General features: G+C 36.4%; 15 protein-coding genes and 1 other RNA gene. 4 read left to right on the forward strand and 12 right to left on the reverse strand.

The genetic code is table 11. The annotated features are described in order from the left end of the window. Positions 1–217 precede the first annotated feature (217 nt). Both ACQ65V_RS11030 and clpB read right to left on the reverse strand, forming a co-directional pair. Positions 218–622 (reverse strand): hypothetical protein, encoded by a 405-nt coding sequence (locus tag ACQ65V_RS11030; RefSeq protein WP_430467925.1) that lies wholly within the window; start codon positions 620–622, stop codon positions 218–220. A gap of 117 nt (positions 623–739) precedes the next feature. After that, complete coding sequence (clpB, locus tag ACQ65V_RS11035) at positions 740–3349, reverse strand: ATP-dependent chaperone ClpB (protein WP_430467926.1); 2610 nt, start codon at positions 3347–3349, stop codon at positions 740–742. A 310-nt stretch (positions 3350–3659) separates the two neighbouring features. Here clpB and ytxJ point away from each other — a divergent pair, with 310 nt between their 5' ends. Further along, positions 3660–4037, forward strand: coding sequence for a bacillithiol system redox-active protein YtxJ (gene ytxJ / locus ACQ65V_RS11040; protein WP_430467927.1), 378 nt, complete (start codon positions 3660–3662; stop codon positions 4035–4037). Between the two features lie 35 nt (positions 4038–4072). On the opposite strand, the gene ACQ65V_RS11045 is transcribed toward ytxJ, so the two are convergent. From ACQ65V_RS11045 to fahA, 4 genes are all read right to left on the reverse strand, one after another. After that, the gene (locus ACQ65V_RS11045) at positions 4073–4873 is read right to left on the reverse strand and encodes a hypothetical protein (RefSeq protein WP_430467928.1); all 801 of its coding nucleotides are present in this window, start codon (positions 4871–4873) and stop codon (positions 4073–4075) included. Positions 4874–4994: 121 nt separating this feature from the next. Further along, entirely contained in the window at positions 4995–6176 is a 1182-nt protein-coding gene (locus tag ACQ65V_RS11050; RefSeq protein WP_430467929.1) for a hypothetical protein, read from the reverse strand. A gap of 154 nt (positions 6177–6330) precedes the next feature. Next, positions 6331–6615, reverse strand: a complete 285-nt coding sequence (locus ACQ65V_RS11055; RefSeq protein ID WP_430468629.1) for a GIY-YIG nuclease family protein — start codon at positions 6613–6615, stop codon at positions 6331–6333. A 134-nt stretch (positions 6616–6749) separates the two neighbouring features. After that, positions 6750–8042 (reverse strand): fumarylacetoacetase, encoded by a 1293-nt coding sequence (gene fahA, locus ACQ65V_RS11060; RefSeq protein WP_430467930.1) that lies wholly within the window; start codon positions 8040–8042, stop codon positions 6750–6752. Between the two features lie 111 nt (positions 8043–8153). Between fahA and glyA the strand changes: the two genes are divergently transcribed. Next, entirely contained in the window at positions 8154–9428 is a 1275-nt protein-coding gene (glyA, locus tag ACQ65V_RS11065) for a serine hydroxymethyltransferase (protein ID WP_430467931.1), read from the forward strand. Between the two features lie 157 nt (positions 9429–9585). Here the strand turns inward: glyA and ACQ65V_RS11070 are convergent, their stop codons facing one another. From ACQ65V_RS11070 to ACQ65V_RS11095, 6 genes are all read right to left on the reverse strand, one after another. Continuing rightward, positions 9586–10239, reverse strand: coding sequence for a hypothetical protein (locus ACQ65V_RS11070; RefSeq protein WP_430467932.1), 654 nt, complete (start codon positions 10237–10239; stop codon positions 9586–9588). Between the two features lie 17 nt (positions 10240–10256). Then, complete coding sequence (locus ACQ65V_RS11075; protein ID WP_430467933.1) at positions 10257–11831, reverse strand: right-handed parallel beta-helix repeat-containing protein; 1575 nt, start codon at positions 11829–11831, stop codon at positions 10257–10259. A gap of 154 nt (positions 11832–11985) precedes the next feature. After that, positions 11986–12750, reverse strand: coding sequence for a carboxypeptidase-like regulatory domain-containing protein (locus ACQ65V_RS11080; RefSeq protein WP_430467934.1), 765 nt, complete (start codon positions 12748–12750; stop codon positions 11986–11988). Between the two features lie 81 nt (positions 12751–12831). After that, entirely contained in the window at positions 12832–13221 is a 390-nt protein-coding gene (locus ACQ65V_RS11085; RefSeq protein ID WP_430467935.1) for an acyl-CoA thioesterase, read from the reverse strand. Positions 13222–13247: 26 nt separating this feature from the next. Next, positions 13248–14156 (reverse strand): carboxypeptidase-like regulatory domain-containing protein, encoded by a 909-nt coding sequence (locus ACQ65V_RS11090; RefSeq protein ID WP_430467936.1) that lies wholly within the window; start codon positions 14154–14156, stop codon positions 13248–13250. 88 nt (positions 14157–14244) lie between these two features. After that, the gene (locus ACQ65V_RS11095) at positions 14245–15273 is read right to left on the reverse strand and encodes a glutaminyl-peptide cyclotransferase (RefSeq protein ID WP_430467937.1); all 1029 of its coding nucleotides are present in this window, start codon (positions 15271–15273) and stop codon (positions 14245–14247) included. 259 nt (positions 15274–15532) lie between these two features. On the opposite strand from ACQ65V_RS11095, the gene ffs reads away from it, so the two are divergent. Then, positions 15533–15631, forward strand: an RNA gene (gene ffs / locus ACQ65V_RS11100) — signal recognition particle sRNA small type. Between the two features lie 129 nt (positions 15632–15760). Further along, positions 15761–16564 (forward strand): SDR family oxidoreductase, encoded by an 804-nt coding sequence (locus tag ACQ65V_RS11105; protein WP_430467938.1) that lies wholly within the window; start codon positions 15761–15763, stop codon positions 16562–16564. Positions 16565–16567: the final 3 nt, after the last annotated feature.

The raw sequence follows: 16567 nt of genomic DNA on the forward strand, positions 1-16567 counted from the left end.
TTTTGAATTGTCTATAGGTAGCTTAAAACTTGGTTTTGTTACAAAAGGAAAGCAACACGTCAAACTACCGATAGCGACTCGGCTTGAAATCAGTGTTGCTTTAACCAACCAATCATAATAAAGACTGATTTTAGGCTCAATTGTTACACAATGGTTTAACTTGATGTCTTTTAAATTTTGGAAAGCGGATTGTACTTTGTAATAAGCGGTAAAACGTCTATGATTTATCTGCAGTCTGTTGGCTGCTTTCTTTTTCCAGAATACTTTGTACCCAAGTAATGGCTTCGGTTAGTGTGTCAAAAATCTCGTAAGGCTTATCGTAGAAGTTACGTTCGTATTCAGCATTTTTTCGCATCACATCCGTTTTGGGAATCATAGCAATGGCAACCAGATTGGGTATGGCTTCTGTTTCTGCATAAATTAAAGGGTTAACGGAGTAGGACTTTACCCGATTGGAAACATAGACCATGTCTTTTCCACTAAAATATTCCTTAATAATTTTGTTGAGATCCTCGTTATGTTTTGGCTCAACAACAACACCTTCTTTTATTTGATTGATTAAGAAATCATCAAAAATAAAGCATTCTGTATCTTCAGTACTAAGATATTTAATGATTCCCATAAGTGATTTTTTGAGTATCCTCAAGATACAAAAATAAAACCTATAAAAAGAAAAGCAACGCTCATTTTCTAAAGAAAACTCACGTTGCTTCTATCAACCAATCAATCAAAAAAATCGTTATTCGGTGTCCTCAATGACGAGGTCTCCTTGATTTCTAAATACTAATTTATCGTCAAACTCATCTAGTAGAATAATACTATCCGTTGTCACTCGTCCTGCTAGAATCTCTTTACTCAGTTCATTTAAAACTTCTTTCTGAATCACACGCTTTACAGGTCTAGCTCCATACTCAGGATTGTAACCTTTATCAGCCAAGTACGCTTTAGCTTCAGGTGTGGCATCAAACGTGATGCCTTGTTGTGCAATCATTTTAGACACACCTTTTAATTGCAGATCAACAATATCTACAATGTTTTCCTTTGATAAAGGAGTAAACATTATGGTGTCATCAATACGGTTTAAGAACTCTGGCCTTACGCTTTGCTTTAACAAACCAAGTACATCAATTTTTGCACCTTCAATGGCTGTCTGAATATCTTTAGTCGCTTCAAAGCGCTCTTGTATTATCTGACTTCCCATATTAGAGGTCATAATGATTATGGTATTCTTAAAATCCGCAATACGACCTTTGTTATCCGTTAAGCGACCTTCGTCCAATACCTGTAATAAAATATTGAAGGTATCTGGATGCGCTTTTTCAATCTCATCCAATAGCACTACGGAATACGGCTTACGTCTTACAGCTTCCGTCAGCTGACCACCTTCGTCATAACCTACGTATCCTGGAGGCGCACCAACCAATCTACTGACTGCGTGTCGTTCTTGATATTCACTCATATCAATACGTGTCATGGCATTTTCATCATCAAACAGATATTCGGCCAATGCCTTTGCCAGCTCTGTTTTACCTACACCAGTTGTACCGAGGAACAAGAAGGTTCCTATTGGTTTCTGTGGGTTTTGTAAACCAGCTCTAGATCTACGTACGGCATCACTCACAGCTTCAATTGCTTCTTCTTGTCCGACCACACGTTTGTGCAATTCGTCTTCAAGTTTTAAGAGCTTTTCACGTTCGCTCTGTATCATCTTCGTTACAGGAATTCCTGTCCACTTCGCTACAACATCAGCCACATCTTCATAGGTCACTTCCTCTTTAATCAAGGCTGTTTCCTGTTGTTCTGCCAATTGCTTTTGGTAACCTTCAAGTTGCTCTGTGGCTTCCTTTATTTTTCCGTAACGGATTTCTGCCACTTTACCGTAGTTACCCTCACGTTCGGCACGCTCAGCTTCAAGCTTATAGTTTTCTATGTCTTGTTTTATATTCTGAACATTTTCAACCAATTCCTTTTCAGATTTCCACTTGGCATTCAATTCGTTACGCTCTTCTTTAAGATTTGCCAATTCAGCCTTTAAGGACTTTAATTTGGATTCATCCTTTTCGCGTTTAATGGCCTCGTGTTCAATTTCGAGCTGCATAATCTTTCTATCCAAAACATCGAGTTCCTCTGGTTTGGAATTGATTTCCATACGCAGTTTAGAAGCGGCTTCGTCCATAAGGTCAATCGCCTTATCCGGAAGAAAACGATTGGTGATATATCTGTTGGAAAGTTCCACAGCACCAATAATTGCTTCGTCCTTAATACGTACCTTGTGATGTGTTTCGTACTTTTCCTTGATACCACGTAGGATTGAAATCGCACTTTCCGTATCTGGCTCGTTGACCGTTACCTTCTGGAAACGACGTTCTAAGGCTTTATCCTGTTCAAAATACTTTTGGTATTCGTCTAAAGTTGTGGCACCAATAGCTCTAAGTTCTCCACGCGCCAAGGCAGGCTTTAGAATGTTAGCGGCATCCATGGCACCTTGTCCACCACCTGCACCAACAAGGGTGTGAATCTCATCTATAAAGAGTACGATGTCACCTTCACTAGTCGTCACTTCTTTGATGACCGCTTTTAAACGTTCCTCAAATTCACCTTTAAATTTTGCACCAGCAATCAATGCTCCCATATCTAGCGCAAAAATTTGTTTATCCTTTAGATTTTCAGGCACGTCACCATCGATGATTCTGTGCGCCAAGCCTTCTGCAATGGCGGTTTTACCAGTACCAGGTTCACCGACCAAAATTGGGTTGTTCTTGGTACGACGCGATAAAATCTGAAGTATTCTACGAATCTCTTCATCGCGACCAATAACAGGGTCCAATTTTCCGTCTTGTGCCAATTGGTTAAGATTTTTGGCGTATTTGCTCAAGGAATTATAAGTTTCCTCTTGACTTTGAGACGTTACGCGATCTCCCTTACGCAATTCTTCAATGGCTGCGTTCAGACCTTTTTCCGTTACGCCTTGGTCTTTTAAAATCTGTGCAATTTTACTCTTGGACTTAAATATAGCCAAGACCAAATGCTCAATGGAAACAAAATCATCGTTCATCTTTTTAGCGATGATGGATGCTTCGTTAAGTGCTTTGCTCGCTTCGCGGGAAAGCATAATCTCTCCACCAGAAACTTTAGCAAAGCTCTCTAGTTCCTTGTCTAAAATCTGTTGTAGTATAGACACATTAACATTCAGCTTTTTGAGCAAAAATGGTAATACGTTTTCATCAACATTAAAGAGCGCCTTAAAAATGTGCTCATTTTCTATCTGTTGATGACCAAAGCCTTGGGCAAGCTGCTGCGCCTGCTGTATGGCTTCTTGTGATTTAATTGTATAATTATTAAAGTTCATCTTTTTATTATGCCTGCGAAAGCAGGTATCTTTTTATCGTTTAACTTGATTTTTGTTGTTATTGCGAGCCTGCCTTTCGGCAGACAGGGACGCAGGACGCGGCAATCTCTTGATGAGATTCTTCGCTAGCGCTCTGAATGACAACCCTATATTTTTTTATAATGTTTTTCCTATCTTTATTCAACAATCTTACCAATACTAAAAGGTAAGAAAAAAACGACAAAATGTCTGATTTAATGTAATTTATAATGACGTTTTGTCAATTTGTAAGTTGTAATTTGTGTTACGACTACATTATAAAATAGAAACTATGTTTAAAAAAATATTCGGGTCATCTGAACCCAAAGAGGAAAAAATATTACCATGGATACCGCTGACCAGTACTGAACAGCTCAGTACCATAGAAGACCAATCCAAAACCAAAACCCAGTTGATATTTAAGCACTCTACGCGTTGCGGTATCAGTAGAATGGTAATGAACCAGTTTGTGTCTGATTATGATCTGAACTTAAATGCCGATTTATATTACCTCGATTTACTAAGTTATAGAGACGTGTCTAACGAAGCAGGTCATAAATTCCAAGTCCTGCACGAATCGCCACAACTATTGGTGATTAAGAATGGAGCAGTGGTGGCACATGCGTCTCATGGTGGGATTAATGAGATAGATTTAGCTAAATTTATTTAAAATTATGTAGTTCTCACATAGATATTTTAAACAAATCAATTTAAACTACAAACCAAACCTATACCATAAGAAGGTCCTGTAAAGCTATTGCGTCCATCTAGTAGGTGAGCATAAGTAATATAGCTTCCAAAGTTTTTGAGAATGTTATAATATAGAGTCGCACCCACTTTATGATAACTCACTCCAAGTTCCCTAAAGTTTTGGGGAGCGGGAGTACCTCTATAATCTATGCCTCCTATGGCGTATTGAAAATCGTAATATACATCATAATACCAGTTTTTTGTTGCTTTACCAGCCTTAAAAACAAATGGTATGCTGTTGGGTACTTCTTCTAGTTTATAGCTAAAACCACTTTGTACTGTAACAAACCAGTTAGAGTTCCATTTGTAATGTGCCATGGCTCTGGTATCTAGTATTGTGGCTTGTTGCCCAATATCATTTAATCCGCCAATTTTATAGTCGTTAATCGGAGTAGAAAATCCTAAACCAGCACTAAGCTGTAACTGTCCATTTTGAGTGGTTTTGTTATAGAACCTATATTTGGAAAACAATGAAATGTCCTGTAAACTTTTGTTAGTGTCACTTTCTAAATAAGGTAAACTCACCTGCACATCTAGGTTGTCCAATACACCATGCGCCGCAAAAACACTGATATAGGTTAGTGTTCTGTTGAGTGATGAAGGTTCTCTGCCTATGAGATAGCTTTTGCTGTCTTCATAACCATAGCCTAATACTAATGTGGTATTACCTTGTCCGCGATAAAAGCCATCAATTCTACCTTGGCAATAACTGCTAGCAGATAATAACATAAAACACAACAGGACAATAACTTTCATAAAAACGGTAAACTAAGATGTACAAGATATACGAAAATTTTGTTGTCTTAGTTTTGTTTTATAAAATACGCACCAAATCAAAACCATAAAAAACCTCCCGTTTCCGAGAGGTTTTATTTTGTTAACCATTCAATCTATAAGAACTGATAATGTTCTTTAGTTTTAATTTTAAATCTTCACCAGAGTCATAGACCATTTGGGCATCCGTTGGGAAACGTACTTGTCTTTGGTTTAAAAGAACTCTGTCGTCTCTATTTAAGGCTCTTCTGTCACCTCTAAATCGTCCAAAAACGTTTTCAAAGGTGAAGCCACTATCTATGGTAAAGGCGTCAATCACCTGGTTTTGTTTTAAATCCGTGTAAACTACATCTGCAATCACTTGGGCAGACTTGGTTTGTAAGACTTCAAAAAAACGAGCTCTTACATTAACGATTTTATCGACTTTAATATCATTACCTAAACTGTCTTTGGCTACGTTGCCGTTATCATCCAACAAATATTCCCAACCATCTACAATTTGCCTTTCTCTCAGCATTTGTCTTTCATTGATTCGTTCTGGCGAAATATTGATTTGCTTTATCTGTAATTCCATGGCATAATCGTAATCTATATTATTATCTGCGTTAGCGTGATAGCTCGTCCAGAACTGATTAAGACCATAGGTGTTAAAATCTAGCAACTCAGCTTCCAATTGTTGAGGTATGATTTGATGTGTTTCGTTTTTAATGGACACATGTACATAATCCATACCTGTAAGGTGCGCTTCTTGCATTAAGGATCTCACATCCTCAAAATTTGGGTTGATGTTATTGACATAGTCAAACAACCTATAAGCCTCTCTTGCATTGAATTTATCATTGATGTCTAACAGATCCAATCCTTTATCCATAAGATAATCAGAGGTTTTATATCTGTAGTCAACCAAAGCATTACTGTAATCGTTAAATGTAAAGCTTATGGTTCTGTTACCAATCTTTAAAGGCATGATGCGTTTTATAGCGTTTTGCCTTGCTTCTAAATCGGCATAGCTTTCGTAAATGGTTTTGTATAACTCAGGATTGCCATCTTGCTTTAAATGTGCAATACGTGCCAAATCCTCTGCCAAGACTTTATCATAAGCATCCTTAAGCATCACCACATAAGCTTGCTTACGTTTTTTGTCTTTGTTGTTCTCTAGTTTTCTTAACGCTTCAGAAATAGCTTGGTCATAATTACCATGACTGATGGCGCTTTCAATTTGTTTTTTGGCACTACAAGATACGAGTACCGAAACAAGTGCTGTTAAAAGTAAAATTCGTTTCATAATCTTGTGTTTTATAGGTTATACGAAGTATAAACCAAGTACTGTGCCAGACTTCGACTGGCTCAGTCTACAAACTCAAAAATATAACACAAAAAATACTTTAAATGTATGATTATTAGGTGTATAGATTGGGAATGATTTTCTTGATTAAATTTTAATTTCTAGGAAATTGTGTATAGTTTTTGGAAAGCTCTGGAAGTGTTTCTTTTTGATTAAAGATGAGTGCTTCTTTCTTTTTTCTACTCCATCCTTGGAGCTGTTTTTCTCTGTTAAAAGCTAAATCAATTCGCGGAAATGTTTCAACATAAACCAACTTTACTGGAAGATATTTTTTGGTATGATTTGCGCCTTCTCCTATTTGGTGTTGGTGAAACCTCAAAGCTAAATCAATTGTGCTTCCGACATAGTAACTTCCGTTGGAACATTCTAATATATATATATGTAAAGCCTTTGGGCATAACTAATTATTAATTATGTTGACTTCGACAAGCTCAGTCAACGGCTTATAAAATACATTTTCTGATTTGCGATAGCTGAGCCTGTCGATTTTTTTGGTAGCTGAGCCTGTCGAAGCTATTTCTTTTTCTTCGGATTAAAAACAGGCAATAACTGTGTTTTTACTTGACCAAATCCAATACGTACATCGTCATTTTCGCAATAGCCTCGCATAACTACCGTATCGTAATCATTAATGAATTTACGTTCTGTACCATCTTTTAGTTTAATAGGTTTAGAACCTTTCCATGTGAGCTCTAACATAGAACCATAGGAATCTTCAGTTGGGCCAGAAATGGTTCCGCTACCCATCATATCACCAGAATTTACAGGACAACCGTTAACCGTGTGGTGTGCCAGTTGCTGTGCCATACTCCAGTACATATATTTAAAATTGCTTTTACAAATTATAGTTTCTTTACCACCTTTAGGAATGATACCAGCTTCTAATTTAATGTCGAAACTATGCTTTCCTTTGGTTTGTAAATAGGGTAGAGGCTTTGGATCTTGTTTTGGGCTCTCCACTCTAAAAGGTTCAAGTGCATCAAGAGTTACAATCCATGGTGAAATTGATGAAGCAAAGTTTTTCCCTAAGAAAGGTCCTAAGGGTACGTATTCCCATTTTTGAATATCTCTTGCCGACCAGTCATTAAATACGACGAGTCCAAAGATGTATTCTTCTGCTTCTTCAATAGGAATTGGCTCACCCAGTTCATTGGCATCAGTGGTGATAAACGCCATTTCCAATTCAAAATCCACTAATTTACTTGGTCCAAAAACAGGTTTGTCCGCTCCTTCTGGTAACGTTTGTCCTTGCGGTCTGTGAATAGGAATATGCGTTGTAATAATTGATGAACTACGACCATGATACCCAACAGGTAAGTGCAACCAGTTTGGCATTAAGGCGTTGTCCTTACCACGAAACATAGTACCTACGTTAGTCGCGTGTTCTTTACTCGCATAAAAATCGGTATAATCACCGACTTGCACTGGCATTTGCATTTCGATTTCATCCAATCGAAAACAAATGATCTCTTTGTGCTTGGTGTTGTTTTTTAATTCGTCATTTTCAGCATCAAAAATTTCAGCAACACGATTACGAACCGCTCGCCAAGTTTTTCTACCATCAGCAATAAAATCGTTTAATGAATCCTGAAGAAAAATATCGTCTGTTAACGGAATGCCTTCAAAATAGCCCAATTGATGAAGCGCACCAAGGTCAATGGCTGTGTCTCCGATTCGTGTACCTATGGTAATGATATCTTCTCTTGTGAGGAAAACTCCAAAAGGAATGTTCTGAATTGGGAAATCGGAATATTTATTTACGTATAACCAAGAGGCTCTATTTGGATTATTGGCTGATAATGGCATATATAATTGTTGATTAAATGTTATTAATTTCTATTCAAACCTACATAATTTTTGATATTAAAACTAATTGTATTCCTTATTTTTGTTGCTGATTTAATAAAGACTTTATTTATGCAACGCGACGAACAAATTTTTGAACTCATAGAAGCCGAAAGAGAACGCCAAACCGATGGTATAGAGCTTATTGCCTCTGAGAATTTTGTCAGTGACCAGGTGATGGAAGCTGCAGGTTCTGTATTAACCAACAAATATGCTGAAGGTTATCCTGGTAAGCGCTACTATGGTGGTTGCGAAGTGGTGGATGAAGTTGAGCAAATTGCAATCGATAGAGCTAAAGCTTTATTTGGTGCGGCTTACGCTAATGTGCAGCCACACTCAGGAAGCCAAGCTAATACAGCTGTTTTTGCAGCATGCTTAAAGCCTGGAGATACTATTCTTGGATTTGATTTATCTCATGGTGGTCATTTAACACATGGCTCTCCTGTGAATTTTTCAGGAAAACTTTATAATCCGACATTCTACGGTGTAAAGAAAGATACAGGATATATTGATTATGATATGTTGGCAGATCAGGCGGAAAAAGTAAAGCCAAAAATGATTATTGCTGGTGCGTCTGCGTACTCGCGAGATATTGACTTTGCCAAGTTTAGGGAAGTTGCTGATAATGTTGGAGCCGTGTTATTGGCTGATATATCGCATCCTGCTGGATTGATTGCCAAAGGCATTCTAAATGATCCGATGCCACATTGCCATGTGGTAACGACAACGACACATAAAACCTTAAGAGGGCCAAGAGGTGGAATGATTATGATGGGTGAAAACATCGACAATCCATTTGGAATTACCTTAAAAAGCGGAAAGCTTAGAAAAATGTCAGGCCTTTTAGATTCTGCTGTATTCCCAGGAAATCAAGGTGGACCGTTGGAGCACATCATTGCAGCCAAGGCCATTGCTTTTGGTGAAGCGTTAACCGATGACTTCTTACATTATATGCTACAGGTGAAAAGCAATGCTGATGCTATGGCGAAAGCGTTTGTGGTAAAAGACTATAATTTAATTTCTGGTGGAACGGACAACCACATGATGTTGATTGACCTTAGAAATAAAAATATTACTGGTAAGGATGCTGAAAATGCTCTAGTAAAAGCAGATATCACAGTGAACAAGAATATGGTACCATTTGATACGGAATCTCCTTTTGTGACCTCAGGTATTAGAGTAGGAACTGCTGCGATTACAACGAGAGGTTTAAAAGAGAACGACATGAGCTATGTGGTGGATTTGATTGATGAGGTGATTACCAATTACGAAAATGAAACGGTATTGGAAGGTGTTGCCAAAAAAGTGAATGAATTAATGGGAGGGAGACCTTTGTTTACTGCTTAGAAAATATTTAGAGACAGACCTCACAGGTTTTCAAAACCTGTGAGGTCTAAAGATTGTTAAAAAAGCCTTTCAACTTAGTTTGAAGGGCTTTTTAATATTGTGAAGTATGTTTATGATTAGTTATTAAATGATAAAAAATAATTTTAGTCGCACGTTTTTAACTTATCCAGTGATTAACAGTAAATCGGGCAATGGTATCTTTCTTTTTATTGATTAAATAATAGTTGTTACCACCTGAAAAATTCGTTTCATACTCTTCTATTCTTATTTTTTCTATGTCAGATTTTGTTTTATTGTCGAAAGCAGAAAAGTTGATTTCTCTTATCAAATCAAAAATTAAATAATATGTTCTTTCGGTTAGTTTTTCAGAATTCCCATTTTTAATGTTGAGCAAGTCTTTTTTAAGCTTTTCAAGATTTTCAATTTTCCAGGTTTTGTCTGAATACTTTAAAATGTCATTATCAACTTTTGAAATGACATCATTTAGGCAAAAATTAAAATTAACTTCATCATGATTGAGCTTTAAATATTTGGTGCAATCTAATTTTGATACCTTTTGAGTTGACCAAATTGACACAATATTAAAACTACTGTCAAAATTATCGTCTGAAGTTCCTTTTAAGTCTATCCTTTTTTGAATAACAGTATCGCCTTTGTATTCATAAATAATTTTCAAGCTATCTCCAAAAACTTTTGTTTCAGTTCCGTACTTTTTATCCGGAAAAACTGTTTCGATATTATTTTCAGAATTAGTTTTTGACTGACAACTAAATATGATAAGCAATACTAATATTAAAAGGAAATTTTTCATTCAAATTGATAAATAAATTAATCCTCAAAAACCACACTCTCATAAGCACCAGCATCAGATGGATTGGTACGAGCGACATTTAAAATATCAAAAGGTACTTGGCTAGTGAACGTTGCATTACCAATACCATTGGCACCAGAATCTGCACCAATACGCATTAGGTTTTCAAAAGGGTCTTCAAAATCTGGGTCTTGGTTAAAGACATTGCCATCGTAGAACGTGGTGTTATTAAACTCGTAGTTGCCAGTTCCGCTAAGGTTATCATTATCAAAGCGCAAGAGGCAATTGGTGAACTTAAAGTTAAAAACTGCGCCTTCGTTTTCCAATAAAAATTCAGGATTATCATTACCGTAAATGATACAGTTGTTAAAATTGGCTTCCGTTAAATCGTTAATAACTATAGCGTCTTCTTCAACAAAGGTGAAGTCATTGAGGAGTAGGGCAGGAAACTGTCTAAAACTACTATTCCAATAATTAGCTATGGTGCAATGTGTAAAGTTGTATTTGCCTCCTAATGTTCCTGCAAAAGAAGATTGTCCAGAGTTATTAATCACCACATTTTCTGCTGAAATCGATGTTGCTCTCCCTAAAATTCCAAACCCACTGGAATTATAAACTTGTGAATTGGTAATGGTCAATTTATCGTTTGGTGCATCTTGATCTCCTTCTGATAGAATACCAATGGTTGCATTTTTTATGGTCGCATAATTGATGGTATTGTTTTCACTACCATTAAACAGCCAAATAGTTCCCCATTGACCTGGTACATCTTCAAAAAGAGGCTCTAAACGATCACCAGAAAGAATGACTTCATTTTCCAGAACTTCTTGATCTGTGCTTAGTTCTCCATTGATGCTTAAACTTCCTCCATCAGTGACAATGATACCAGAATCTGCATGAAAATGTACGCGTGTACCTGCTTCTATGGTTAGTGTTTGTCCATCATCAACACCAGCATAACCGTAAATCACATAAGGTTTCTCGTTGGTAAATGTGAGTTCGTCATTTTCTAAGAAGCGACCTTGGAGTGTGGTTTCGTCATCATCGCCATCTCCATCGACATCAAAAGTTAAGGTTTCTATAATACCAGTGGTTTCATCCCTTGCAGGATATATAAAAACAGCATCCTTTACCAAAGTCACCAAATCTACATCTTGTTGGTTACTGCCCGAATCAAACAAGATTCGATCTGTATATAAAAACTGAATATCGGACGCAGAAAGTGTTTCAATATCTATGGTGGTTTCAATAAAAATAAAAAGGCTATCATTTGCCAAAAGCTCTACATCTTCAAAAAATTTACCTTCTTGTGCGCCTTCAAGTCCTGTTGTGCCATCAACGTTCATTCTGTAAAAGGAATTCACGCCATTTTCCAATTGAATCGTTGGGATGACAATATCATCATCACTTCGGTTATACACTTTTAAATTGTACGTGCTAGAACCAATGTTGGTAAAAACAGTATCTAAATAAACGGTGTCTTTTGCGAACTCGAGACTTCCGGTACTTGGAGAGAAATCAAAATCCTTACGGCAAGAACTCCAAAATAATAATACAACTAGGCAAATAAAGAATGATAGCAGTCGCTTCATAAACAAAATAATTATGGCTTAAAAATATAACTTTTGAAGTTAGGAATTATTATGATGTAAAGATTAAATGAACTAAAATGTCACTCTAAGCGCAGTCGAAGAGCTAATAGGTTTAATAAACATTAAGGCTTCGACTGCACTCAACCGGACAAGTTCAATCTTTAGAGACATTCTCCTCACCATATTCCTCAAGCAAAATGAGAAATAATTGACTATTTAAAACCAATGCTTCTAAAAGCTCCATTTTCTTTTCATCTTTTAATAATTCAGAACTGATGCCTTTGGCAGAACAGAAGTCGTAAAAGAGCTTGGTTTTATCTTCTGGAATATTTAGATTTTCAGTAACAAGCCTTTTATTGAAAAATGAACTTGTGCTGAAAAGTGAGTCCATCAGTTTATAGGTTATTGGTGTGTACTCAGGTAATTTTTCCTTTTTTCTTTTAAAAAGCTTAACGACCTGGCCTATTAGGTAAACAAAATCAACTCCATACGTGGCACCAGCTGGTTGATATAAACCTGGATTGTTCTTTATATCCTCTTTTATTAAATTATGAAGCTCTGTGTTGTAGGTTTCAACTTCAAAAACAGGTTGCTCGGGTTCTGCCTTCACTTCAACCTCGTCTAACGCGTTTGTAATTTTTTTAAGTTCAAAAACATTAGGTTCTTCAAAATGAGTTTGGGTTAAAACCACGGTTTTTTGATGGTAAAAGATGGACTCAAAAGCAATGGTATCGCTAGCCTTGGCGACGATACTAAAGTTACCGTCTTTGTCTGTAACCGTAAGCCTGTTCTGGGTTTTGTTTACTACTTTAATGTCTTTGACCGTAGATTTTGAATCGTAAACTTTTCCTTCTAAGGTCTGCCCAAACAATAAAATATTGAAGAGTAATAGGCTTAAGACTAAAAAGAATTGACGCATAGCGATGGATTGGTGCAATAAAGAAAAGCTTTTAAGGCAAAACACAAGGACGTATTAAAAAAACTTTAACCTAAATTACTGTTAATTGAAAAGCGCTGCGATTTCTGGTGTAATGCGTGTTGGCCTCTTGGTTTTGGCATCCATAAAACACCATTTGGTTTCAGACGTTGTAATTAGTTTACCGTTATTTTGATTAAAAATTTCAACATGACGATTGGAAGTGACACCTTCTGACTTTGATACATAGGTTTTAATATTGAGCTGGTCACCCAAAACGGCCTGACTTTTATACTCAATATGATGGCTCACTAAAACCCAAAAGTAATTATCTAAAATATTTGGTGTGGTGTTTTTTAGCCAGTGTTCTTCAGCAATGTCCTGTACCCATTGTACATAACGCACATTGTTGACATGGTTGAGCTGATCTAAATCGTCTTTTGTAACGGTTATGGTTTTTTGAAATATTTGCATCAAATAGTTATTGATGCTTAAAGATATTATTTCTTTGAGAAAAGACTTTTAATACCAAATAAGAATTTGCCAAAAGCTGTACGTTCTCTTTCTCCATTTTTAATGGCTTCTCGTTTGGCGATGCGTTCAGCCTTCCATTTCGCTCTTCTGGCCTTATTTCGCTCTTTCCATTTTTGATGATGTTCTCTAATAGCTCTGGATTTTTCTTGTTCAGCTTCAGAAGCCACTAATTCTGGTTCATCATAACTCATATTGCAATGGTTAGTGTATTGTTGAACAGCAGTAATACCACCAACGATAACTTCACCTAATAGCAAATCTTCATCTAGTTCAATTACTATGTTGTAAGTGTTGGAGTTTCCGATGGTAATTTCAGTTGTTTTCATACCTACATAAGAGATAGTTAAAACATCACCTGTATTTACCTTTATGGAATACTTGCCATCAAAATCAGTTTGAGCACCTGTGTAAGTCCCTTTAATAATTACCGAAGCACCTGGCAGTGGCAAACCATCGTCTGCTGTTGTAACGATTCCCGAGACTGTTCTTTGATTTATAACTGATGTTGCGATTTTCCCTTTTACTTGGGGTGTATTTAAAGAATCAACTTTTACAGTTCTTGGTTCGCCTTGTGCATGTATATCTTGATGACCTAAAGCCATAAATGCAAATAGACCAGACGCGGCTAAGGACAAATAGTTGTTTTTGTCTTTTCTGGCTAAAACCATTTCCCTATTGAGTTGTTGTGTTTTAAATCTGCCACAGAGATTGTTTTCGTTTTCAAAAGTCTTTATGACTTGTTCATCTGTTTTAGATGTGAAATCAATAACGGTTTTGTTGCAGGCAGCACAGTGACGACCTTTTTCTCTAGGTGTCATTTTATTCCAATCTTCATGGCAAGGCTCTGGAATACTAATGGAAATAGTTTTTTTCATGGTTGTTTGATTTATACATCAAAGAACCAAAAGCAAAGTATAACATAAAATGTAGAATGAGTGAACTGTCCTTTTTGGTGAGTGAAGTTTACTTTTCCTTTATTTTAACTTCAAAGAGTTTGTCCCAATTTTTACCAGTGACAAAGATAGTTCCGCGTTCAGGATGATAGGCAATACCGTTAAGTACATCTAATTCGTCATGCTGCGTCACTAGTTTTTTAAGCGGTTCAAAATCAATGACACCTTCTACACCTCCTGTTTTAGGGTTAACGATAACTACACCGTTTCTATGATAGATATTGGCGAAAATTTTTCCATCAATCCATTCTAGCTCGTTGAGTTGAGGTATTTTCCCTTTTTCAGTGTAGACCTGGACGTAACTCTCTTCGGTCAGCGTTTTAGGGTTTATGTACCATATTTTTTCTGTACCATCAGATTTATAGAGTGTTTCGCCGTCATTACAAATTCCCCAACCTTCCTTGCTTTTTCCGTAGTTAAATGAACTTAGCTTTTCCAAAGTATTTACATCATACACAAAGCCTCTGTTTTCTTTCCATGTGAGCTGATAAATTTTGTCATCAAGAATAGTAAGTCCTTCACCAAAATAGGAATCGTCTAAATTGACGTTTTTTAAAACCTCACCAGTTTCATAGTTTACTTTTCTAAGTTTTGATTCTTTATACTGGCCAGTACTTTCATAGAGTTCACCATTATGAAACTCAAGCCCTTGAGTGTAAGATGAAATATCATGAGGATAGGTATTAACAACTTCATAAGTATATATGGTCGGAATGACATTGTTATAAATCTTAATTGGCATGGATACCGTTGCAGATTTATCATCATAAGTTACCGTTGCAGAAATTGTCTTTTCTCCTAAAGTTATGTTGTTGAGTACAGCATCTTCAGTAATAGGTTCACCATCCAATTGATAATCAATGCTAGTGATATTAAGTTGTTTCGGATTATTAATGGATAAACTTAACGTATCTCCAAGTGTAAAAGCTTTGGCTTTAGATTTTATAGATAAACCTGTTTGTTTAGAAGCATTGGTGTCTCCGCAATTGGTGAGTGCAAGGCTTAAACAAATGAGAACAAAGTATTTATATAACTGCATATGTTTAATGAATATTTTTGGCAAGTTATTAATAAAAATTCAGTTTAAAAATCATTGTTAAGCCCAAACAGGGTATTAGAACTTCGTGAGGAGAATTAAACTTACAATAAAACAGGATTTTTTATAATTTTCAGCATAGCATTGCTATGGTTAAACTTAAAAAATTGTGTAATGTTCTGTATTGCAGTAGGTTTAATTTGCAGTAGATTTTCTAATATTTTGTTTGGGTTATAGTATTAAAAGGTTGTATCTTTGCAGCCGGCAAGTCCTACACAACCAGCTCCTGCTGAATCCCCCAGGACGGGAACGTAGCAAGGGTACGCGGTCGTAGCGGTGTGATGTAGGTAGCTTGCCTTTTTTTTGTTTATTCTTGCGAAGGCAGGAATCTCTTCATTTAGTTTCCGAATCCATCAGTATTTCATATCATCATTCTAAATTTTTGCTATTGGAATTTTGTATTTTGCAATTTGAATTTTTATAAATTATTATGTCTAAAGTTGTTTTAATCACAGGTGGTTCTTCAGGAATAGGAAAATCGGTTGGCGAATTTCTTAAAACCAAAGGTTTTGTAGTCTATGGAACAAGTCGTAATCCTGATAAATATCCTGACAGTAAATTTCCTATTGTAGCTTTAGACGTTACCAAAACAGAAAGCATAAAAAGTTGTATTGCTGAAGTCCTAAAGCTCGAAAACAAAATAGATGTCTTAATTAATAATGCTGGTGCAGGCATTACTGGTCCTGTAGAGGAAATTCCTGATGAAGAAATCAAACGTAATTTTGAAACCAATTTTTTTGGGCCTATCAACGTGATTAAGGCTGTTTTACCAAGTATGCGTGTGCAAAATTCTGGATTGATTATAAACATTACATCCATTGCTGGTTACATGGGATTGCCGTTTAGAGGTGTTTATAGCGCGAGTAAAGGTGCTTTGGAAATCATTACTGAAGCCTTTAGGATGGAGCTCAAGGATTTTAATATAGAAATGACCAACGTGGCACCAGGCGATTTTGCTACCAATATTGCCGCAGGTCGTTATCATGCGCCTGTATTGGAAGGTTCGCCATATAAAGATAAATACGGACATTCTTTAAAAACAATGGATGCTCATGTTGATGAAGGTGGTGATCCTAATGAAATGGCAAAAGCGATTTACAACATCATTCAGACTTCTAAACCCAAAATTCATTATAAAGTCGGTGCCTTTATGCAGAAATTTTCTGTTGTTTTAAAACGAATCCTTCCAGATAAAGTTTATGAAAAAATGCTGATGAAGCATTATGAGTTATAGTTG

Source organism: Winogradskyella ouciana, assembly GCF_965284585.1.
In the GTDB taxonomy this organism is placed as follows: domain Bacteria; phylum Bacteroidota; class Bacteroidia; order Flavobacteriales; family Flavobacteriaceae; genus Winogradskyella; species Winogradskyella ouciana.